The organism is Clostridium amylolyticum, assembly GCF_900142075.1.
GTDB lineage: Bacteria > Bacillota > Clostridia > Clostridiales > Clostridiaceae > Clostridium_AA > Clostridium_AA amylolyticum.
Genome location: NZ_FQZO01000001.1, coordinates 241,224 through 264,429 on the forward strand (window position 1 = coordinate 241,224; position 23,206 = coordinate 264,429).

Here is a 23,206-nt window from a genome sequence, read left to right on the forward strand (position 1 = left end):
GGTTCATAATAAATTTATATCCAGCAACTGTCGGAAGGATAGGAAAGCGAATATATAGCTTTTATTAAGGGTATTTATGAAGAAACTGAACACTATCAAGTAATGAAGAGCTTTATTAATAATAACACGATGTTAGATATTCTTATTAACGATAAATAAAAATTGAATATAAAGAACTAACTAGGAGGAAAGTAGAAGTGCAAAAAATAAATTTTTATGATGTAGGAACAATTGATGATAATCAAATAAAGTTTGCGGTAATATCAACTAAATATAATGGTAAATGGGTATTTGTAAGGCATAAGGAAAGAGAAACCTGGGAGATTCCAGGCGGGCATAGAGAAAGTCTGGAGGATATTTATAATACAGCCTCAAGAGAATTAGTTGAAGAAACTGGAGCCACAGATTTTAAATTATATCCTATATGCATTTATTCTGTAGATAGAGATGGAGTAGAAAGTTTTGGACAACTTTTTTATGCTGAAGTAGAGAATTTAGATGAGTTACCAGATTCAGAGATTGGGGAAGTAAGGATATTTGATGAAATGCCATTAAATCTAACCTATCCGCTAATTCAACCTTTTTTATTTGAAAGAACCCTTAAATTTTTAAGTAGTAGTGGACAAGTAAGTACACTACAACAAGATAATGATCTGACAATATCTAAAATGTTAGAGTTATCTTATAGCCTATGGGAAAAACATAAGGAGACTTGGTCACCAATGAAGCCTGAATATGGTAAAACATTTATTCTTTATATGATTGAAGAGATAGGAGAAGCAATTGCAATAATAAAGAAAAAGGGTGAACAAGAGATAATGGACGATCCAGAAGTTAGGGCTAGATTTATAGAAGAATTAGGAGATGTATTAATGTACTATATGGATGTGCTTAATAGATTTGATATATCAGCAGAAGAATTTACTAATGCGTATATTAAGAAGTTTCAAAATAACATGAGTAGAAACTATAAAGAGCAGTATAAAAACTTTATATAAGAAGCTATAAAAAGCATTTTGAGTGAGGATATTAGAGAAGATAGCCTTACTCTTTTTTTATAGTAATTTTTTTAGAATTAGTATAGTACAAGAAATTAATTGGACTAGAAAATGAGATGTTAGGTTATGGTAAAATTTAATTAAATATACTTAAAAATATTAGGAAAAACGTAATGTACTAAAAAGTAAAATATTTGTAATTTTATAATCATAAGGTATATAATCGAATAAAAGGATAGATAAAAGGGATGACGAAGAAAGAAGTGATCATAATTAATGTATATAGGGGGGAAGAGAATAAATATGGAAATCAAAAAATGTATTAAAAGTTCTTTTTCGGTAATTGGTAAAGAAGGTTCAAGTAATGATGGGAATGGTTTTGTAAATAAATTGTGGGAAAACGCCAACAAGCACTTTAATGAGGTGGAATTTCTGGCAAAGAAAGATGAAAAGGGAAATGTTTTAGGGATTTGGGGATTAATGAGTGATTTTTCAAGGAAATTTAACCCTTGGAAAGAGAATTTTACAAGAGGATTATATTTAGCAGGAGTAGAAGTCATGGACGATGCTCAACCACCTGATACCTGGATAAAATGGATAGTTCCTCCATTTGAGTATCTTTATATAAAAGTTGATAATAAATACGGAGAAGCCTTTAATTATGTTTTAAATTACATGGACAATAATAATATAAAATTAGAAGGTGCTGTATTTGATTATAATTGTCCTGAAGAAAATGGACAATTATATTTGTTTTTCCCAATCAGAAGATTATAATATGATGGAATAAACATAAATATTGATAAATGAGTGTTTGAGGTGTTTTTAAATAAGGGGGAATTGCATACTTTAGAAACCTTAGAAGAGCTTATCCGGGAGCGGCTGGTTATCGGAGAGAATGGTAATAAATAATTTTTATAAGGAGAGCTATCTATGATTAAAGTAAAAAATCATACCTTTACTTATCCAAATGGTAAGGGTGTTTTTGATCTTAATTTCACCGTAGAAGAAGGAGAAGTCATGGGCTACCTAGGCCCCAATGGAGCAGGGAAAACAACCACTATTCGAGGCTTGTTAGGTTTCCTTCCATCTAAAGATGGAGCTTGTACAATCAATGGGCTTGATTGTTTTTCTAATGCACCTAAAATTCAGAAAATTTTAGGTTATATTCCCGGGGAATCAGTATTTCCTGAAAAGATGAAAGCTAATGAATTTTTGTCCTTTATGAACGAAATGCGTGGAACAAAAGATAAAATACGCCAAAAACAACTGATGGAAATGTTTGAATTCCAGCCTAAGGGTTATATTAAGAAATTTTCAAAAGGTATGAAGCAAAAGCTTGCCATTGTTGCAGCTTTTATGCATGATCCAAAGGTTATAATTTTAGATGAACCAACCAGTGGTCTTGATCCACTAATGCAAAATCGTTTTATTGAGCTTGTGCTTGAGGAGAAACGTAAAGGCAAGACAATACTTATGAGTAGCCATATTTTTGATGAAGTTGAAAGAACCTGTGAAAATGTTCTAATAATCAAAGAGGGATGCATAGTTGCAAGTTCTGATATGGTTTCTCTAAAAAACTCTCAGCGTAATGGATTTATTCTTAAAGTTGATAATGAAAATGAAGCTAGAACTATGTTAAATAATGCAGGGTTTGAAATTGAGAAGGCTATAAACGGTTCTTTGGAGGTTTATATCAAAGGGGATGCTGTGGACCAATTTATCAAAACTATAGCTAAAATAAAAGTGTTATCATTGGATGTTAAAGCACAATCACTGGAAGATATTTTTATGCACTTTTATAGCGGAAAGGGGAATTAATTATGTCTTTTCCATTATTTAAATCAACTTTAAAAAGAAATTGGATGCTTCTTATAATATTTTTTATGGTTTTATTGCTTTATTCTGTTGAGATGATTAGTATGTATAATCCAGAAAGTATGAAACAATTTGATGAGATGCTAGAGCTTCTGCCAAAAGGTCTTATAGATGCCATGGGCTTCGGAAAAGTAGCAGGAGATCTTTCAGGATACATCGCTTCCACACTTTATGGAATGATCATGCTTGTTTTTCCTATGATTTATTGCATAATCTTAGGGGGCCGAGTTGTTGCCCGTCCTGTTGACAGTGGATATATGGCATATTATCTATCCACACCAAATTCTAGAACAAAGATAATAATGACTCAAGGAATTTATGCTGTTTTAAGTATTATAGTGCTATTTGCTGTTACTTTTGTATCAACAGTTGCAGCCTGTAACCTAATGTTCCCAGGAAAGTTAGTTGTTTCACAGTATATAAATGTGGTTTTAATTACACTGCTTGTGAACTTGTCTGTAATGATGATTTGCTTTTTCTTCTCATGCCTCTTTAGCGACGCAACAAAAGCTATGGGTTTCGGATCTGCTGTACCTATTGGATTTTTCTTAATGACAATGATAGCAAACGCATCAGATAAACTTAAAGATTTAAATAATTATTCTATATATGGGCTTTATGACCCAACAACCATTGCACACGATGGAATTCCCACTGGACTTATGGTTTTTTATATAGGGCTGATTGTGGTATTATTTACTGCAAGTATATTAGTGTTCAGGAAGAAAAATTTATCTATTTAAAATGTCAGGAGAATTAACATGATTTACTTAAGAGCTTTTGAATTTCCAAATGATGATAAGGAATTTAATTTTTTCATGGAGATAAAAAGAACCTGCTATGACTCATTTTATCCCTTTAAAGTACTATCAAAACATACTTTTGAAAGAATTGATTTTGAACCCATTACTATTTTATATGGTGGAAATGGATCAGGTAAATCAACTGCATTAAATGCAATAGCTGAAAAAGTAGGAATTCATAGGGATTCTGTTTATAATAAATCAAATTTCTATACGGATTATGTAGATATGTGTGAGATGCAGCTTGAGGAGGAAATCCCTGAAAATAGTAGAATCATTACCAGTGATGATGTATTTGACTATATGCTGAATATCCGTAACCTCAACGAAGGAATTGACTTAAAACGAGAAGAACTCTTTGAAGAATATTTGGATGCTAAATATTCTCATTTTCGGATGAATTCTATAGCGGATTATGAGGAGCTTAAAAAAGTAAATAATGCTAGAAGTAAAACGCAGTCTCGGTTTGTAAGAAGTGAATTGATGGATAATGTGAAGGAATATTCTAATGGGGAAAGTGCATTTCTATATTTTACTGAAAAAATTGGTGAAAATGGACTTTATATATTAGACGAGCCTGAAAATAGCCTTTCTCCAAAACGTCAGATGGAATTAATGCAATTTATAGAGGACTCTGCACGCTATTTGGGCTGTCAATTCATTATTTCAACCCATTCCCCATTTCTGTTAGCCATGCATGGAGCGAAAATCTATGATCTTGATGAAGATCCAGTGGATGTGAAAATGTGGACAGAATTGGAGAATGTGCGTACATATTATGAGTTTTTTAAAAGGTATGAAAAGGAGTTTTGATGCTTTTGAGAGTTGGTAGATTATGAGCATAACCTACCAAATATACCACCCAGTACGGTAAGTTTTGCAAAATAGCTTATTTTTATATTTTCACAATTTATTTCGCTTAATAGAAGGTATATTTTTAAAGAATATATAAGAAATCGTACGTTACTTTCGTCTGCCCATGATCCTGTGAATACTGATGTGAATATAATAGATTTAGCTTATACATATCAAAAGGAACCACCCAAGCCTTTACTTGAGTTTTACTAATTGGCTAGCTTAGTCATGGGATATCAGCTTGGTATATACTCGCCGGATTAAGTTTCTCTAATATTTAATTATATAAAAAAATATTCAATCTTAGTAAATTGAGTACTTTTTAGTATGGTTAAATAGGGTTATTGGTTTAATACCTTATGAAATCAGACACTTATTAGGATTGTAAAAAGAATGGTAAGAATTCTGATGGAATTAATAAAAATCATTCATAATGAAAGAATCAATGACGAGTAATAGAATTATAAATGCTCCATTAACATTTTCCTACAGGGCACTAGAGTTATATAGAAAACTAACAACTGGTATAGCTACTTTCTACAGAAAGGAAGCCAATATAAATGAATTTAATCAGATGGTATTGACAGAGCTTTTCACACAGTTATATTCAACTGGAGAAAGTATATTAATTGTATTAGCTGCTACATTGTATACATACTCATTTTCAAGCCATTTGATTCACTATGATGGAGAATGTCTTAAGCAAAGATCAGAAGCATTAATGAATAATGCTGTAAGAAACGATGAATCACTTGATCTGGCGCATTTGTTGAGAATAATATCGAATGTAGTAAGTCTTGGTACTATTAGAGTCAGTGAATACGTAAAAGTCTATAATTTGGATGTAAAACAATATAGAAAGAACTTAAATGATAACCTTACATTTCTTAACGAAATCGAAGAAATTAATAACAAATCTTTAGATGGAAAGCATTAGAAACTGAATTAAAATGAAGGCAAAGGTTTTAGCTACAATGAAGTTTAGTAATAGTTGTTGATTTACAATTAAAATTGGTTCTTAGTCAAATCTGATGAAAGCCACCAAATGGGGGCTTATTTATATGCTAATTAATATTTTATTCCTTAATAGTTGAAAGGTAGCTCTTACAAACATATATCTCTTTATATATTTGACTCTATTGACCTTATATTCTAATATTCCATAGTGTATTATAAAATGTCTCTATCACTATGCATACTTAATGTAAAATGCAATATATCCCTTTTAGGAGACTCTTTGAGTCTTCTTTGATATAGATATAAGTGGTACAGATATATCGAAAGTGAATCGTCCTCTTTTTTTAACAAAAAAATGGGGGGATTTATTCTCCCGCCCATAAATAATTTATACTTCCTGTTATATTCTTCTTAAAGTCCATAGACAGAAGGAATCTCCTATCATATTAGCATCTATGCATAATTTGCTGTTATTAACTGTAGCGTCAATTTTCTTTGTTGGTTGCAGAGAATGAGATGTTGGATCTGTCAGGCAATTGTTTGTATGGTTGTCCACCATAAATTGATTAAGCTCATACCTTCCGTTTTCCAAATTGTTAAATATTACTTCTATAGCATCTTGGTTTTTGCCTGGATTTGAAACTAACAGGCATATTCTTTCGTTATCTATTGTTGCAACGGCTTTGTTCTCCAGATATTCCTCAATCATAAGCTCATGGGTGCCCAGCATTTTAAACATGGTCATTGTGTGTCCGCTTGGTGTGGGAATATATTCATTCTCTTCATTAAGTATGAACATGGTTCTTCCTATTTGCTGATTCGGGTTATGAAAAGTGCACCATGGGAACATTTTTAGGTTAGGGTAGTGGGAGCCTAATATCATTCCAGGGATTTCACCAGCTGCATTTTGAATATTCGTTGGGCGGCCAGCATCTCCCTCTCCAACCCTGAGTCCATATTCAGTCATAAGCAGTGGAAGAACAGGGAGATTAAGCTCATTGATCATCTCCTGATGACGCATGCAAAACTCCATTATACGCTGTGGATTTGTATGATATTCATGCATGGAATAGAAATCAATGATTTTTTCCTCATCTCTGCTTAAAAGCTCTAAAAATTCCTGCCAGAAATGCCAGTGGGTGATTCCATGGGATAATCCAAACCCACCTATCTTAAGGGAAATTTCGTAATCATGTTTTTTGTTTAGTCTTTGGATAGCACGATAGGCACACTGATATAGGCTGTAATACTCCTTCATATTTAATTTTCCAAATTGCAGCAGTTCAACTTCATTGCAGCATTCGATATATGTTATATTTGGACATAGATTCTTATAATACTCAACAACCCTTTGGAAAACTTCTTCATATTGCTGATGTGTGATGATACCATCTATAGTTTCCCTTTCATATCTGCGCAAATTCAGCAATACTCTATCAGCGCATTCTGCATGGGATGTCAAGTACTCCTGGATATGAGCATTTACAGGTGAGGGTACGGTTAATGGCCAGTCATAGTCATAATGATTTTTATCCCCATGATACCTGTTAACTCCAATGGGATAATCCCAATAATATGAATCAGTTCGATAATCCCATACTTCATCCAAGGTAATAAAAAGTCTGATGATGGAGGGACGGCCAATAACCTTTTCCATAACCTTTGGAAATAGAGGAGAAGGGGTGTAACGCAATGTAGTATTCTGAAACTTTTCCACATGGGGCCATTTTCGATATGAATTTTTAGTATCAACAGTTATTTTCATATTTACCTCCTTATGCATATAAATTAATTTAATAATATCACACTATTCTTATAAATGAAATAAAATAACAAAGAATAATAAAAAATAAAAAAGATTGAAATAAAATTACAAATGGGCTATATTAAATATAAGGGGGTGCAATCCTCAATAATTTATAAAAATGGAGTATGGGCAGCAAATCCCATGCCTCATTAATAAAGGAGAGTATTTTATGAGCTTTATGTTTAAACCATTAGCCTATGATGATTTATCTGCAATCAACAAACCTTTATTATCATCTTTTGTTAGGTCAGCTATTGTAGTAGGGAATGAGAATGTAGCAGAGAAGATCATAGGAAGTTTAGGCCAATTCCAAAAACCTGTTGTCCTCGTAGATGGATATGTAGGAAGTAACTTCGTGAATTTTGTAGAACAATTGCAAAAGCAAATATCAGGTAAAAGCAGTAAAGGCTTTGACATGAAGGATGTATACCTGAGTGAAGAGAAAATTAATGAACTTACAAAGTCAAATTTACCACTGAATTATGATGATGATCCGGTGTTGTTATTTGGTAGCTTGTTTGATGGAAAGCTTGAGGATTTTATAGATTATGAAAAATTAAAAACCATGGTTCGTGCAATAATGGATTTTGATGGGGTAAGTATTGTCTATGGACATGGAGCGACTCTTGAGCCGTTGCTAGAAATTGCAGCCAAGGTGGTATATATTGATATTTCCCCTAAAAGCTCTGCTATAAGAGCTCGTGAGGGGAAATTTAAGAATATAGGCGATAATGAGACAAGACCATTTAATGCTCTTATGCGTCGTAACTATTTTGTTGATTTTGAAATTGTAATTCATCAAAGAAAAAAGCTTATAGATAAAAATTTCATTGACTTTTATATTGATGGAAATTGGGATGATGAATACAAGCTGTTGCCATTTGGAGCCTTGAAGGAGCTGCTTGGCACACTGGTGAAATATCCGTTTAGAAGTAAACCAGTCTATCTGGAAGGTATATGGGGTGGTGAATACATCAGAAAAGTAAGGAATATTCCTATGGATATTTCAAAAAACATAGCATGGATTTTTGAGTTCATTCCCATGGAAACCAGTATAGTTGTGGATGTGAATTCATATAAATTTGAATTGCCCTTTGCTACCTTCATGACCTTTGAGGGAAAATCTATCCTAGGTGAAAAAGCATATGAGAGCTTTGGAGGGTATTTCCCAATTCGTTTCAATTATGATGATACCTATCATAGTGATGGAAACATGTCCATACAGGTACATCCAAAGGGAGAGTTTACAAGGAAGCACTACAATGAAAAGGGCTCCCAGGATGAGGCTTACTATGTTATAGCTACAGGGCATAATGCTAAAACATATGTGGGATTTAGAAATGATGCTAACGTTGATGAGTTCATTGAGCTAGCGGAAAAATCCCAGAGTGATGGAAGTGACGTTAATTATAAAAAATATATAAATGGGGAAGCTTCCATACCAGGTAAGCAGTTCATGCTGCCAGCAGGTACTATTCATGCTTCAGGCCAAAACCAGTTTATATTGGAACTGGGAAGCTTAACCATAGGCTCCTATACCTATAAGATTTATGACTATAATCGAAAGGACAAGGATGGAAAGCCCCGTCCAATTCATATGAAAAACGCAAAAAAAGTACTTGAATATAATAGAAATGCTGATTGGGTAAGGAAAAACATAATGATAGAACCTATTCTAACAAAAGAATGTGAGGACTTTAAAGAATATATAGTAGGCGATACGAATTTGATGTATTATCAAACCAGCAGGGTGGAGCTTAATACAAGGGGAATCTACAGCTCAAATAATAATGATCAGTTTACGGTAATAACACTTGTTGACGGTGAAGAAATAGAGGTGTACTCTAAATCAAACCCGGATTTTAAGTTCACTCAAAAATACCTTGAGATTGTGGTTATTCCAGCAAATATTACTGATTATGTAATCGTTAATAAGGGTTATCAACCTGCAGTTGTTCATAAAACCTATCTAAAGCCTAATTTTGAGAATTATATTTTATAATTTGGAGGTAAAATCATGGATTTTATTAGAGAGCCAAAAGCTATTCAAAAATTCTGGGATGATTTCGAGTTAAGCGGACAAAAGGTACAGTGGCGTCAAAAGATGATCAGAGAATGCATTAATGTTTACAAGAACAACGATGCTATTAATGATTTTGGTGACCAAATTGCCTATAGGGTGGCCAATCAGAACTTAAATAGAGAAAGCTTCGTAAAAGGCAATTTGCAGTGGGGTATCACTTATATAAATCCCTTTACAGTAGATGGAGAATGTGCCATGACTTCAGGTCACTATCATGACGACAGTGATTGTGATGAATATTATTACGGGTTAGGTGGTACAGGCTTTCTGCTTTTCTGGGATGGCATGGAGGATTTTTACGCAGAAAAAATATATAAGGGTTCACTTCACTACATCAATGGACATTATGCCCATAGAATAATAAACAGTGGAGATACACTCCTTGCTGTTGCAGCCTGCAGCCTTCCATCTAGCAAGCAAAACCACAAGAGAATTGAAGAAAATGGTTTCCCATATCGTTGTTACAAAGAAAATGGACAAATTATTTGGAAGGTACAGAAGCTATGAAGCCAATTAGACTGCAGCCTGTTAATGTAAAGGCATTATGGGCAGGAAACCGTCTATCCAAATTGAGAAACCTGGAGGAAGGCACAGGGATTATCCGTGAGGTATGCGCATATAGAAAGAGCGAAAACTCCATACTCAATGATGAGTATAAGGGCATGAATTTACGTGATTTAATCAATCTTCATTATAATGACCTAATGGGGAATGATAATAGCGACCAGATGATCCGAGCTGCATATATTGATGCCAGGGAAGATTTGTCCATACAGGTGCATCCAGGGGAGGAATATGCAAAGAAAATGGAAAATGACTTTGGGAAATCAGAGTCCTGGTATGTGTTGGAATGTGATGAAAACTCTTCAGTTATTGCTGGATGTAGTATAAATGATAGTGAATTGCTAAAGCAAGTTGCAATTAACGGAAGCATAGAGGAGTATCTCATTCGCATTCCTGTTAGGCAGGGTGATTTTGTATATATTCCGGCAGGTCTGATACATGCTTGTGGAAAAGGGACACTTGTTATGGAAATTGGAAGTTTCGGTGGTGTTACCTACCGTATGTATGATTATGGAAGAGGGAGAGAATTGCATCTGGATAAAGGTTTTCAGGTCCTTGACACTTCCCTTAGGGCATCTAAAAAGGAATTCCCATTGGATTCAAGAAACAAGAATAGGATAGAAAATGGTGTAGTGTCTAAGGAGTTTAAGGTGGATGTTATTGATACCATAGGATCACAGAGGATTACTAAGGAGAATAAATATCATATACTTACTTGCGTACTCAATGAGTGTAATATTATAATAGATGAAGAAAAATATAGTCTACATTACACTGAAACCTTATTGATACCCGCATCGATAAATGAGTATGAAATACAAGGAGACTGCAGAGTTCTGTGTAGTTATAGACCGTAATAAGGAGATTATCCTATGGATATGATTTATACAATAAGAAGTATTTATAACACATTGCCCCAATCAGAAAAAAGGGTTGCCGATTTTATAATGAAAAATCCAAGGAAAGTATTAACTCTTAGTGTCTTTGAATTAGCTGAATTATGCAATGTATCTGCACCATCTGTTTCCAGATTTGTGAAAAAGACCTTTGGTGTAAATTTTCATGAAACTAAGGTAGAGTTAGCAAAAAGTCTTTCTAAAATAGAGAAAAGTCACATAACTGAACTTTTAAGCTGGGCGGATGATCTGAGTGATATGCCTTCAAAGATAATTAATGAGATTTCATTGACATGTAACGATGTTATAACAGCCAACCCCATTGACACATTTAAGGATATTATAAATTTAATTAAAGATGCCGGGACAGTTTACTTTTTTGCAGTAGGTTCATCAGCTATGGTCGCAATGGACTTTCAAAACAAGCTATTGAAGATTGGGATTAAATCTGTATTTATAAATGATGGTAATTTAAACATTCTAAATTCAAATGTTTGTACCTCTAAGGATGTGGCAATAGCCATAAGTTTTAGCGGACGTTCAAAGGAAGTTAATATCGCTGTAAATAATGCAAAAAAAAGTAATACTCCAATTGTAGCCATTACTCAAAAAATAGAAAGCAGCTTAGGCCAGCTGGCTGATTATGTACTTTTAACTCCAAGCTATGAAATAAATGAAAACCGCTTAGGAGCAATTTTCTCAAGGTATGGACAATTGTTTATAGTAGACTATTTATATATGGGACTTACAAAACAGGTAATTAAGAACACCGAACAATTCTCTGACAACTATCACAAATTCTTTGAAATGCTAAAAGAGGATAAGTGATGAAAAAAGTTAATGTTGATTTTATTTCGCATATGAAAGGGTATATATATTAAATAAGTTTACAATTTGTTATTCGCCACTCATGAAATCAATTGTTAAGAAGTCTGTAATAATGGTTACAGACTTCTTTAGTATTTAGGAAAATATAAATTTTTAGCATAATAAATATACTTATAGAGATAATAAAAACGTAGATCTTTATCTTTTTAATATTAGTTTTAAATAACTTTATAACATAAGACAAGGAGAGATGAATTTATGAAAAATAAACCAGATGATAGAACAAATAATGCAGCTAGAATTCAACATAATATTACTAATACCATTGAAAATATTCATCGTGCTGATGAAATGATTGAAGAAACCAGCGATGACAATATGAGAAGAACCTTAGAAGAAAAAAATAAAAGAAGAGAAGAAGCTCTGAAGGGCATGAAAAGTGAAATGAAAGACGAAACTATAGCTAGAGAAAATGGCTATAAATAGAGTTTATTAAGGATAAAAATGACCTGAAATTATAGATTTTCAGGTCATTTTTTTTATTAATAAGATGTTATAATAAAATAGGGGTGTTTTAAATGGATAATTATAATTTTATAAATGAATTATTTAATAAAATAAATGAAGAAAACAAAAACATAACACCAGCTAATATTATGCTAATAGGAAAAACTGGTGTTGGTAAAAGTACATTGATAAACAACATATTTAGAGAAAACTTAGCTGAAACAGGCATAGGAAAACCAGTTACGCAGCATTTAAAGAAGATAACTAAAGAAGGGATTCCAATAAACTTATATGATAGTAAGGGATTAGAGTTAGATCCTTCAGTTCAGAACCAAGTAAGAGATGATATTAATGCTGAAATAGATAGAATACATAAAAGTAGAGATATTAATTCTGAAAATCTAATACACGTTATATGGTACTGTATAAATGCCACTTCAAATAGAATAGAGGATTTTGAAATTCAATGGATTAAGGAGTTATCTGAAAAAGTACCTGTAATCGTGGTTCTAACTCAAAGCTTTAGTGATAATTCAAAGGAGCTTGAAAAGTATATTGATAATATGAATTTAAACATAAAGGGGATACAGAGAATTTTAGCTGAACCAATAAAATTTGGAAGCATAGAATTGCCCAGCTTTGGCCTTCAAGAGCTGGTAGAAAAGACATATCAGGTTTTACCACAAGGTATAAGAAGAGCTTTTAACAATGCCCAGAAGGTAGACTTAAAAAGGAAAGTGGACGAAGCTACAAGATGGGCATTAGGATATATAGGGACTTCCTTTGGAGTAGGCTTTACGCCAATTCCATTTTCAGATTCAGCAATATTGATTCCAGGGCAAGTTGGAATGTTAGCACATATAACCTCAATTTTTGGTGTCAAAGTTGATAAGGATTTACTTGTGGCCATAGCCTCAGGTGTTGGTGGTATTGCAGGAGCAACCATAGCCGGTAAGACCTTAGTAGCAAATCTAATAAAGTTTATACCCGGTGCAGGCACATTAATTGGGGGAGCAATCAGTGGTGCTACAGCAAGTACATTGACTACTGCCTTGGCATTTTCATATATTGAAGTTATGAAAAGAGTAGCGGCAAACCAATATGAAGGCAAAGTAGCAAAAAATGAAGAGATATCACAAATGATGTATGATGAACTAAAAAAACATTTCAAGAAAAGCTAATTGAGAGCGGATAAGTAATGTTTCAAGATGCATGGGGGGTAGGGTATGTATACAATTAAGGATAGTGAAAGAAAAAATACTATAGAGGCTTATGATGATGAAGAAAATCTTGTAGGAGAAGCAATGATTTGTCCTTTTAAGGCTTCAGACATACATGAGAAACCTAGAATGAATATTTATTTTGATATTAATGTTAATGATATTGAAGGTAAAAATGAAATAAAAGATCAAATGTTTGATGAGATAATAAAACGTTCACGAGCTATAAGGGAGAACTATAAAGATTTTGTAGTGAAGGTTTATCATTGCTGTTTTTCAGATGATAAAGAAAATATAGAATATTATTCTTCAAAAGCAGGTTTCAAGAATGATGAAGGTATGTATATAATTAAAAAGGAATTGATGCATGAGGAAAGCTTTGAAATTAAGGAAATTGAGGGTGTTGATTTTTGTAATCTTCAATTTGAAGATGAACATGAGATGATGGAATTAGTGGAAAAACAAAATAAGGTATTTACAAGTGGATATTCAGTGGAAGATTTAAAAAACTTGAAGGATAACAACCAATGGTTTAGCATAGCAGCTAAGCATAAAGGAGAGATTATAGGTAACATTGTTGTAGTTATAAAGGAAGATGAATCAAAAATTAAATATGCCTGGGTGGATGATTTATTTGTCTCAAAAGAATGGAGAAAATTTGGTATTGGCAAAAATCTAATTCTTAAAGCCTTTAAGGAATTGATAGCTTTAGGCATTAAAGAGTCAAGGTTGGAAGTATGGAGCGACAATAAAAGAGCATTATCAGCCTATGAGAGTGTAGGGTATAAATTTTATAAGCAGACAGAATGTTCAATTGGAATGTTCCTCTAGAGTTTAAGGCTGCATAGAAAACTTCCTCTACATCACTCATTACCCCAGTATAGTTTGTTGAAATATTTAAGTGACCAGTTGTTACTGGCTGCTTAGTGGTCTTTTTCAATACGGTCAATTCTCTTTTAGTATACCCAATGCAGAGGAAGTATAATCGGATAATTTAGCATTTTAAATGCGGGGATTATTAATTTTACTTTATACCATCTATTTCTAACTTCAATCTATCAAAATATATCTCCATAAAATTAAGTCTTTCTTTTCCAATTTCTTTTGCTTTTTGGGTATATAATTTATCTGGAATTTTTTTGAACTTTACTTCGTATTCAATAAAAGGTGTATGTTGCGAAACATCTTTTAATCTTCCATTTTCAACAGTATTAACTTTGAGATAATCATTTAATGGTTCGTTTACTGTTAGTCTTTGTTCAAATTGTCCTGCTAACATAAAAGTACGAGCAATTCCACTTGCTCCTATAACATCAAGTTTATCTGAATCAAAGAGTATTTTTGCTTCTATTGAATTAGGTTCATTTCCAGTTCTGAATCTATGTGCTATAATACAGTGTTTTATCTTCTCCATTTTATCTTCTTCATATTCTAAATTTCTTAATATATCCTCTGCAATTACACTGCCTAAAACAGCATGGTCAAATTCCCCCGTTTTATCTTGGCTCTCTTCAACCCTTGCAATATCATGTAATAATGCTGATGGAATAAGGATTTCTAAATCAACATCTTTCTCATATTTTGCAAGTAATAAACAAAGAGTATAAACTCTAAATACATGGTCTAAATTATGTGCTGAACAAGTTAATTTATCTTGAACAATTTCTATAATCTTTCTATGCTTGGTTTCCATATTCATATATTTTCCTCCTATATATAAAATTTCCATAAAGACAAAATACCAAACATAAGTTCTTTTGTCAAATTACTAAATTCTAGGAAATAACCATTTGAAACACATATTGAAATTTGTATAATTAAGTAAGAGAATAAAGATAATTAGTGAGTGGTAAAAAGGATTTTATTGAGGAGGGCAAAATGCGTACAGAACAAGAAATGCTTGATTTAATATTGAATGTGGCAAAAAATGATGAAAGAATCCGTGCAGTTTTTATGAATGGTTCAAGGACAAATCCAAATGCTGTAAAGGATATTTTTCAGGATTATGATATTGCATATGTTGTTGAAGAAACAAAGTCATTTCGTGAACAAAAAGATTGGATTAACCAGTTTGGTGAGCGATTATATATGCAATATCCTGAAGAAAATTCTTATTATAAAAATGATATTGATAATTGTTATGGATGGCTAATTCAATTTACTGACGGAAATCGTCTTGACTTACATGTATGCACATTATCATACGTACTAAAAGAAATTGAAGAGGACAGACTTTGTAAAATATTACTTGATAAGGATAAATGTTTACCTAATATGCCAGAAGCAACAGATGAAGATTATTGGGTGAAGAAACCAACAGAGAAAAATTTTCTTGATACATGCAATGAATTTTGGTGGTGTCTTAATAATGTTGCAAAGGGATTGTGGAGGGAAGAAATACCCTATGTAATGGATATGATAAATTATGTTGTCCGCCCACAGTTAATTCGTTTAATGGAGTGGAAAATAGGTTCGGATACAAATTTTTCTGTTAGTGTTGGAAAATCAGGAAAGTATATGTATAGGTGGTTGGAAAACCAAACATGGAATGCATTCTTGAAAACATATCCTTCTGGACAAGTAGAAAGTATTTGGGAATCAGTTTTCATTATGTGTGATTTATTTAATGATATTGCTAAAGAAGTATCCTGGAATATGGAGATTAAATACAACGAAATTGAAGCAAATAACAGTTTGAAGTTTTTGAAGCATGTGTATGCATTGCCTAAAAACGCAAAAGAAATATATTAATTAGGAACAAAGGAAAGGGAAGCGCAAAATAGCATTATAATTAACTTAATAAAGGAGATATTCCTCTCATTACAAACCTTACAACAACTGTAAGTGTTAATTGACAAGCTTTCATTGTATAGTATTAATATCGAAATGTATGGGAGGATATGATATGAAAATTTCAGATAGATTACTTCAGGTACAGGAAGTATATAAGACATATGGGAAGGGGCAAAGTGAAACCGCTGCATTAAAGGGCATCACTTTTGATGTTCTTCCAGGAGAGTTTCTTGGAATCATGGGTGCCAGTGGATCGGGAAAGACAACATTGCTTAATTGTATTGCAACCATGCTTAAGCCAACATCTGGACAAGTCTTGTTGCAGGGAGAGAATATTTCTTCATTTAGAGGATCCCAGCTAGCAAAATATAGAGGAAGTAAAATTGGATACTTATTTCAAGAGTTTGAGCTGTTAGATAATTTAACTGGGAGAGAAAATATCATTTTGCCCTTATCCATACATGGAGTGAATCCTCAAAAGGAAGAAGCACTACTTGAAAAATTAGCTAAGCAATTTGATATTCAGGAGGTATTAAATAAATTTCCTTCTCAAATGTCAGGAGGTCAGAAGCAGAGAGTGGCAGCGGCAAGATCATTAATTTCCAATCCCAGCATTGTATTAGCGGATGAGCCAACGGGTGCTTTGGATTCGAAAAATGCAAAAATCCTTATGGAAAAACTAGCTTCCACAAATGAGACTGAGGAGACCACTATTTTGATGGTTACTCACGATGCCAATGCAGCAAGCTTTTGCTCAAGAATATTATTTATCCAAGATGGTGTAATATTTCATGAGCTTAGAAAGAAAGTGCCTGGGGAAACTAAGAGTTCTTTTTATGAGCGTATCTTAACCGTTATGGCACAGCTGGGAGGAGGCAGTGCTAATGTTCTTTGATTTCATAAGGCGAAATAGTAGTAAAATTCGAAAAGAAAATGGGGTTTATTTTGCCTCCCTGATTATTTCAATCGTTGCTTTTTATGTGATCCTTTCCCTGGGTGAACAGGATGTTATGATATATCTAAAGACCGTTGAAAGTGATGCGGTAGCTAAGCTTTTGGTGATGATTCCTGTGCTTTATGCCCTGTCACTATTTTTCGTGTTTTTCCTGGTTTATTTTGCTAACAGATACCAATTACAACGTCGAAGTCATGAATTTGGTATTTATTTAATGATGGGGATGAAGCGAAGCAGGTTGTTTGCAATGATCATGAGTGAAACCTTGTGGAATGGTTTAGTGGCTTTGGTAATTGGAATTCCCATATCATTATTTTTGACAGAAATAATTAGTCTGTCAACTTCTAAACTTATTGGAATGGGCATAATTGGTCATGAGTTTCGTATATCCTTGGTGGGTCTAGGATTAACGGTATTTGGTTTCATTATGGTGCAGCTATTAGCTGTGTTTATACTGAGCTTAAATATGTCCAAGAAGGAACCTGTGGATTTATTAAATGAACAGAAAGAAAAAATGCAAAGAATTCTTTCTCCTGTATGGGGTTGGGTTTGCTTGCTGCTTGGAGCAATTTTGCTAGGTGCAGCTTATGTATTAGGGCTTTTATATTTGCGTACTCTTGATGTTAGGATGTTTTCATTAATATTGCTTTTAGGCATCAGTGGAACTTTTATGCTATTTCGTGGACTAGGAAGCTTTATTGGAGGATGGATAAGAGGTAAAAGCAGCTCCTCTACCGGATTATTTACATTTACAGGAAGACAGCTTCAAGAGAATGTTTTACATCAATACAGTTCCCTTGCTATATCTTCACTATTAATTCTTTTTGCAATGGTTTGTTTTGCTTATGGTATTTCTACAGCTTTAAGACAAGGTGAAGCATCAGCTAGAAGCGTAGATTTTACTTTTGAAGCCTCGGAAAAAGAAATTGCTTCTGTACTGACCTCTGATAAAATGAAACCTTATGTGAAGGATTATTATCCCATGAAAATTGACTTTTTAAGGACACCTTATAAGGATATGCCTGAAAATACTGTGGCACATACATTTTCTTGGGCAGGGTTAGAAGAATCCGTTTCTAGAGAAAAAAATTCACAAGAAAAAGAAAATCTATTAAAGGATTTATCTTCTAATAAAAGTTCTTACTTAATTTCCCTTAAGAGCTATAATGCAATGCTTAAATCTATGGATAAACCTCCTATTGTATTAGGAGAAAATGAAGTTGCAATGTATTCTAGTGCTGAGTTTTCATTCTCTCATGGTATATTAAGCAATGCATTGAAAGCTAATCCAACAATTAATATAGATGAAAAACAGTACCAATTAGCTTCAACACTATATACAAGCAATATTGTTGCAGATAGATCCATCACTCTCTCCTATGCCTTGATTGTTCCCGATGATATGTACAATGCGTTAACTGTAAAGTCGGAAGGATCATCCCGTTGGAATATGGTTCTAGATTCTGATTTTGTCCGGGATAAAGGTTTGATGCAAGCTATGTATCAAGTAGATGAGTTACTTAACACCTCTGGCTTAAAATATGAAAGCTATCTTGCCAGTATGGGTAGGCAGTTGTTTTATATAGTGGCGGGAAGCTATACCACACTTTATTTAGGGGTGATGTTCCTTATCATAGCCAATACGGTGCTAGGATTGAAGTTTCTTATGCAGCAAAGGAGCACAAGACATAGATATTCCACATTATTTATGTTAGGAGCAAGTGTTAAATCCCTGTGTAAATCAGCAAGGATGCAAATATGGTGGTATTTTGGATTGGTAATTGCTGTAGCCTTGATTAGTTCGATTTTTGGAACTATGTCAATGTTAGGAAGCTTCCTGATTATTCCAAAGTCATTAAACAGAAACGTTACCACTACTATTTTGCTGGTAGGAATTGCGATTGCTAGTTTTATAGTTTTTGAACTTTGCTATATAAGGATGATCCAGAGGAAGAGTGATGAAGAAATCAAGAAATTAAAAGAGGCTCTCTAGGAGGTGACAGAGTGGAAAAGATAGTCATTGTTGAGGACGACATCTTTCTACGTGCGGAGCTACAAGATATATTAGAGAAAAAGGGATATGCTGTACAGTGTATCTCTTCTTTCAATACAGCTTTGGAGGATATAGCTTCGGCTTCTCCTTCTCTAATTGTATTAGATTTGAATTTACCCAAGCTTTCTGGATTCGATATTTGCCGGGAGCTTAAGGCTAGAGGGATAGGGCCTATTTTGGTGTTAACTTCACGTAATCAACTTCGTGATGAGTTACACGCATTAGATTTAGGTGCAGATGATTACTTAACGAAACCCTGTCATCCTGAACGTCTTATTGCTAGAATTCAAAAGCTACTTCATCTCTACGCACATATGCGTGTTCTGTTAGATTCTGGTGATTTTCAGCTGGATGAGAATGCAAATATATTATATTTTGGTGAGAAGTCTATTTCACTATCGGAGAATGAAGGAATTATTATGAAAGCCTTGGTAAAAGCTTTTCCTTCAGTAGTAAAAAAAGATGAGCTTTTTAACCTGTTGTGGGGAAGCAGTGACTATGTTGATGAGAACATATTACAAGTAAACATGACTAGGCTTCGCAAGACCCTTGAGCAGGTTGGATTACCTAATCGAATCAAGACTATCAGAGGAATTGGTTATCAACTAAAAGGAGGGGACGGGGAGTGAAGTCAAGAGATTGGTTGAATATTCTAAAGGAATCACGTCCTTGGATAGTACTTATTTGTATAAGTGATGCTTTTTTTCTTTTTATGGCTTGGCTGGCATATCCAGAAACCTTTGGAATTCTAGTTGGTATCATGATTATTTTTTCTGTATTTACTATTGTCTTTGGGATGTGGCTAGATTGGAAAAGGAAGATAAAACAACGGGAAACCTTCTATGACTTTCTTAAAGAACCCTCGCTGGAGCATGAAGGCCGGTTTATAGAAGCCATTGGTGAGTCTCATAAGGAAGAATTGAAATATCTGGCTAATAAGCTTAGGATTCAGGAGGATCAATTAGATGATGCTAAGTTGAAATCCACAGATTATGCAGAGTTTATTGAAAGCTGGGTTCATGAGATAAAGAGACCTATTTCTTTATCAACGTTGGTGTTGGCAAATCGTAAAGAAGAAATGTCACAACTGGTGTATCAAAGACTTGAGCATGCAACAGCTAATATAAGGGATAATGTTGAACGGATACTATTTTATGCAAGATTACAGGCATCCCATGTGGATTACCGATTAGAGAGAATCCCCTTGAATCTTTGCTGTGAAGATGTGCTGCTGGAACTCCAAGGACTATTAGCGGAAAAAGAAGTTACAGTTATTTCTCACATGGAAGATGTACCAATTGTATCGGATAAAAAGACACTTCAGTTTATTTTTACGCAAATATTTATTAATGCAGTGAAATACTCCAAGGAAGAGATTAAAAGCTTTATCTGGTTAAAAACTGGTTTTCATAGTGTGAAGAATCGCTATTATTTAAGGATTTCTGATAATGGTATTGGGGTGTTGGAGTCTGATCTTCCATTCATTTTTGACAAAGGTTTTACAGGAGATAATCCTAATGGAAGCCACTCTACTGGAATAGGACTGTATCTTGTAAAGAAATTATGTGATGAATTACAGATTGAAATTGAAGTTGAATCTGAGTATGAAAAGGGATTTGCAATTCAACTGCTATTTCCCATAATTGAGAATGCACTTAAACAGTAATAACAAAAACTAGAAGTAAACTTCCAATTTTCAGATGGATCTGGTACTTTACAGAGAGTAGAAGTGTTAAGACTTTAAAAAAGTAGCTTGATTTCATCATGACATGAAGAGAGCGCATTCCCATGGCAAGGGAACGCACTCTTTCTGTATTCTTCATATGCAAATTTTTTTATTATATTTGTATGTCTACTTAACGGGACACTTAACTTCTTTTGGAGTTGTTAAATACTTAATGGTTTGAATGATCATCATTAAAGATATAAAGCTAAAGACAGCAATCATTATATTTTTTGAAATAATGCCAGAAGCTATTACTACAAATCCATCTAGGCATAATAGTATTACAGGAACTTTAAAAATTTTAATAAAGTGTTTTATAAGTAAGGCTATTAAATCTGTTCCACCCGTTGCACAATCATGGTTTAAGGCTATTCCAATTGCAGTACCTACAAGCAATCCACCAACAATAGCAGCAACTATTAATTCTAAAATATTATTAATATTACCTAATCCTTTTGTAATATGCAGGGTTGGAACTATATGCATACAAATAGGAGTGGCTAAAGTTATGTATAATGTTTTAATACCAAAACTCTTTCCAAGAAAAATTACTGCAAGTATTAATAGTGGAACAGAAATACTTAAGGTCATATATTCTATAGGAATTCCAGTAATTGTAGAGAATATAATGGATAGTCCTGTTATTCCACCGGGGGCTAAACCTGTTGATTTAAAAATTAGGTTTACAGCCATAGCAGTTAAAAAAGCTGAAAGAGTGATCCATAAATAATCTTTTATTAGTGCTTTATTTTTCATTTGTCCTCCCATTAAAAAAACTCTCAAGAGAGAGTTCTTTTATTCTAATCCAAATTTTTCTGCTGCCTTATCTATAGCTTCTCTACATTTTTTGTAACCACTAACAACTCCATCTGGATCTTTGAATATAGCAGAAGATAAAACTATAACATCAGGATTACATTCTATTAATTTCTCCATATTGTCAGCTCTAAGGCCACCATCTATAGCTAATTCACAATTTGGATTCTTTTCATCTATCATTTTCCTTGCTCTCTTAACTAAGTCTATAGCACTCTTTCTCCATCCCCAGTTATCTTTTCCATCTGTTTCATCTACTCCGTGAGTAACTATATGAAGACGATCAATATCATAAATTGATTCTTCAACAAAACATAATGGTGTATAACATCCAAGAGTTAAACCAACTTTTATTTTTCTTTCACGACACCAGTTAATTATATAAGCAAGCTGTGCTCCTATAAAGTGTTCAGCAGGTATAATAAGCATGTTTGCACCTGCATCATATATTTGTTCAATGAACATCTTGTCCATACTTACTGTATATATGTGACATTCTATTGGACATTCAGTTTCAGGACGAATACCTGCAATAATTTGATGGCCACCCATTAATTTCATATTTTGAAGATCATGCATATCTGCTGCATCTGAATGAATATAATCAACGCCGGCATTACTAACTTCTTTAACTACATCAGCTATTCTTCCATAATTCACATGAGCTAATCCAGCTGCAATTTTAATATGTTTCATTATATTTACCTCCTCGAAATCCTTGTTTTTTACATCTTAATTTTAAAATAATGAAAAAATATAATCAATAGCTAGGGTAACTGATAAATATCCATATTAATAGGGTAATTTATAAACATTGATTAATAGTTTAATTTTTACCACAAATAAAAGGAGGGGTGTTGAAATATATGGTTATTGTAATAATAAATCCTTTACAGTATGATAAATAAATAATAATAGATTATATAAAGCATAGAAATAAGACTAGTAAGGAGATGTAAACTAATGTTTAATTTTCTAAAACAGAAAAAGGAAGGAAAGGCCTTAGTTGCTTGTGCAGATGGGGTTTTAATTGAATTAGAAAAGGTTAATGATCCTGTTTTTTCTGAAAAGATAATGGGGGATGGCTTTGCTATTAAAACAAAAGGAAGTGTATTCTATAGTCCTGCTGATGGAGTGATTTCAATGCTTTTTCCTAGTAATCATGCTTATGCATTAACTTTAGAGGATGGGATGGAGCTCTTAGTTCATATTGGAATTAATACAGTAGAAGAAGAAGGTAAAGGCTTTAAATGTAATTTAAGTGCAGGAGATAAGGTAAAATCAGGTGATGAAATATTATCTATAGATCGTCCTTACTTAGAAGGAAAAGGATATGATTTAACAACCATGATTATTTTTACTAATAAAGAAGCTTATGAAGATTTTTCCTGTGAATTTGGTAGAGAAGTTAAGGGAGGAAAAGATATTAGTGCTTATTATAAAGCTTAGAAAGACCAATAATTTTTG

General features: G+C 33.3%; 23 protein-coding genes. 19 read left to right on the forward strand and 4 right to left on the reverse strand.

Annotated features, from left to right (window positions below; translation table 11 throughout):
- Positions 1-197: 197 nt before the first annotated feature.
- From BUA82_RS21170 to BUA82_RS01270, 6 genes are all read left to right on the forward strand, one after another.
- Positions 198-998: a dATP/dGTP pyrophosphohydrolase domain-containing protein gene (locus BUA82_RS21170; RefSeq protein WP_073003911.1), complete on the forward strand. Its 801-nt coding sequence runs from the start codon at positions 198-200 to the stop codon at positions 996-998.
- A 303-nt stretch (positions 999-1,301) separates the two neighbouring features.
- Entirely contained in the window at positions 1,302-1,775 is a 474-nt protein-coding gene (locus BUA82_RS01250) for a GyrI-like domain-containing protein (protein WP_073003912.1), read from the forward strand.
- Between the two features lie 156 nt (positions 1,776-1,931).
- Complete coding sequence (locus BUA82_RS01255) at positions 1,932-2,819, forward strand: ABC transporter ATP-binding protein (RefSeq protein ID WP_073003913.1); 888 nt, start codon at positions 1,932-1,934, stop codon at positions 2,817-2,819.
- Between the two features lie 2 nt (positions 2,820-2,821).
- Positions 2,822-3,619 (forward strand): ABC transporter permease subunit, encoded by a 798-nt coding sequence (locus BUA82_RS01260; RefSeq protein ID WP_073003914.1) that lies wholly within the window; start codon positions 2,822-2,824, stop codon positions 3,617-3,619.
- Between the two features lie 18 nt (positions 3,620-3,637).
- Positions 3,638-4,492 (forward strand): AAA family ATPase, encoded by an 855-nt coding sequence (locus BUA82_RS01265; RefSeq protein WP_073003915.1) that lies wholly within the window; start codon positions 3,638-3,640, stop codon positions 4,490-4,492.
- A gap of 487 nt (positions 4,493-4,979) precedes the next feature.
- The gene (locus tag BUA82_RS01270) at positions 4,980-5,471 is read left to right on the forward strand and encodes a hypothetical protein (protein ID WP_073003916.1); all 492 of its coding nucleotides are present in this window, start codon (positions 4,980-4,982) and stop codon (positions 5,469-5,471) included.
- 420 nt (positions 5,472-5,891) lie between these two features.
- Here BUA82_RS01270 and BUA82_RS01275 read toward each other — a convergent pair whose 3' ends face one another.
- Positions 5,892-7,256 carry a hypothetical protein gene (locus BUA82_RS01275; RefSeq protein ID WP_073003917.1) on the reverse strand — a complete coding sequence of 455 codons (1,365 nt, stop codon included), beginning with the start codon at positions 7,254-7,256 and terminating at the stop codon, positions 5,892-5,894.
- Between the two features lie 211 nt (positions 7,257-7,467).
- Between BUA82_RS01275 and BUA82_RS01280 the strand changes: the two genes are divergently transcribed.
- The 7 genes from BUA82_RS01280 to BUA82_RS01310 all read left to right on the forward strand — a co-directional run bounded on the left by BUA82_RS01280 (position 7,468) and on the right by BUA82_RS01310 (position 14,227).
- The gene (locus tag BUA82_RS01280; protein WP_073003918.1) at positions 7,468-9,300 is read left to right on the forward strand and encodes a class I mannose-6-phosphate isomerase; all 1,833 of its coding nucleotides are present in this window, start codon (positions 7,468-7,470) and stop codon (positions 9,298-9,300) included.
- Positions 9,301-9,315: 15 nt separating this feature from the next.
- Complete coding sequence (locus tag BUA82_RS01285; RefSeq protein ID WP_073003919.1) at positions 9,316-9,888, forward strand: glucose-6-phosphate isomerase family protein; 573 nt, start codon at positions 9,316-9,318, stop codon at positions 9,886-9,888.
- Positions 9,885-10,802: a class I mannose-6-phosphate isomerase gene (locus tag BUA82_RS01290; RefSeq protein ID WP_073003920.1), complete on the forward strand. Its 918-nt coding sequence runs from the start codon at positions 9,885-9,887 to the stop codon at positions 10,800-10,802. Before BUA82_RS01285 ends, BUA82_RS01290 begins: the two co-directional genes overlap by 4 nt.
- Before the next feature lie 15 nt (positions 10,803-10,817).
- Complete coding sequence (locus BUA82_RS01295) at positions 10,818-11,669, forward strand: MurR/RpiR family transcriptional regulator (RefSeq protein WP_083599723.1); 852 nt, start codon at positions 10,818-10,820, stop codon at positions 11,667-11,669.
- Between the two features lie 258 nt (positions 11,670-11,927).
- On the forward strand, positions 11,928-12,155 hold the full coding sequence (gene tlp / locus BUA82_RS01300; protein ID WP_073003921.1) for a small acid-soluble spore protein Tlp: 228 nt from the start codon (positions 11,928-11,930) through the stop codon (positions 12,153-12,155).
- A gap of 92 nt (positions 12,156-12,247) precedes the next feature.
- Positions 12,248-13,357, forward strand: a complete 1,110-nt coding sequence (locus tag BUA82_RS01305) for a GTPase (protein ID WP_073003922.1) — start codon at positions 12,248-12,250, stop codon at positions 13,355-13,357.
- A 45-nt stretch (positions 13,358-13,402) separates the two neighbouring features.
- Complete coding sequence (locus BUA82_RS01310) at positions 13,403-14,227, forward strand: GNAT family N-acetyltransferase (protein WP_073003923.1); 825 nt, start codon at positions 13,403-13,405, stop codon at positions 14,225-14,227.
- 193 nt (positions 14,228-14,420) lie between these two features.
- Here BUA82_RS01310 and BUA82_RS01315 read toward each other — a convergent pair whose 3' ends face one another.
- Positions 14,421-15,095 (reverse strand): HD domain-containing protein, encoded by a 675-nt coding sequence (locus BUA82_RS01315; protein WP_083599724.1) that lies wholly within the window; start codon positions 15,093-15,095, stop codon positions 14,421-14,423.
- Between the two features lie 179 nt (positions 15,096-15,274).
- Between BUA82_RS01315 and BUA82_RS01320 the strand changes: the two genes are divergently transcribed.
- The 5 genes from BUA82_RS01320 to BUA82_RS01340 all read left to right on the forward strand — a co-directional run bounded on the left by BUA82_RS01320 (position 15,275) and on the right by BUA82_RS01340 (position 20,863).
- Positions 15,275-16,147 (forward strand): aminoglycoside 6-adenylyltransferase, encoded by an 873-nt coding sequence (locus tag BUA82_RS01320; RefSeq protein ID WP_073003924.1) that lies wholly within the window; start codon positions 15,275-15,277, stop codon positions 16,145-16,147.
- A 154-nt stretch (positions 16,148-16,301) separates the two neighbouring features.
- The gene (locus BUA82_RS01325) at positions 16,302-17,084 is read left to right on the forward strand and encodes an ABC transporter ATP-binding protein (protein ID WP_073003925.1); all 783 of its coding nucleotides are present in this window, start codon (positions 16,302-16,304) and stop codon (positions 17,082-17,084) included.
- Positions 17,074-19,137, forward strand: coding sequence for an ABC transporter permease (locus BUA82_RS01330; RefSeq protein ID WP_073003926.1), 2,064 nt, complete (start codon positions 17,074-17,076; stop codon positions 19,135-19,137). Before BUA82_RS01325 ends, BUA82_RS01330 begins: the two co-directional genes overlap by 11 nt.
- An 11-nt stretch (positions 19,138-19,148) precedes the next feature.
- On the forward strand, positions 19,149-19,826 hold the full coding sequence (locus BUA82_RS01335; RefSeq protein ID WP_083599725.1) for a response regulator transcription factor: 678 nt from the start codon (positions 19,149-19,151) through the stop codon (positions 19,824-19,826).
- Positions 19,823-20,863, forward strand: coding sequence for a sensor histidine kinase (locus BUA82_RS01340; protein WP_073003928.1), 1,041 nt, complete (start codon positions 19,823-19,825; stop codon positions 20,861-20,863). Before BUA82_RS01335 ends, BUA82_RS01340 begins: the two co-directional genes overlap by 4 nt.
- Before the next feature lie 186 nt (positions 20,864-21,049).
- Here the strand turns inward: BUA82_RS01340 and BUA82_RS01345 are convergent, their stop codons facing one another.
- Both BUA82_RS01345 and BUA82_RS01350 read right to left on the reverse strand, forming a co-directional pair.
- Positions 21,050-21,679, reverse strand: coding sequence for a YitT family protein (locus BUA82_RS01345; RefSeq protein WP_073003929.1), 630 nt, complete (start codon positions 21,677-21,679; stop codon positions 21,050-21,052).
- 39 nt (positions 21,680-21,718) lie between these two features.
- Positions 21,719-22,435 (reverse strand): ribulose-phosphate 3-epimerase, encoded by a 717-nt coding sequence (locus BUA82_RS01350; protein WP_073003930.1) that lies wholly within the window; start codon positions 22,433-22,435, stop codon positions 21,719-21,721.
- 267 nt (positions 22,436-22,702) lie between these two features.
- Here BUA82_RS01350 and BUA82_RS01355 point away from each other — a divergent pair, with 267 nt between their 5' ends.
- A complete protein-coding gene (locus tag BUA82_RS01355) occupies positions 22,703-23,188 on the forward strand; it encodes a PTS sugar transporter subunit IIA (RefSeq protein ID WP_073003931.1) in 486 nt (161 codons plus the stop codon).
- Positions 23,189-23,206: the final 18 nt, after the last annotated feature.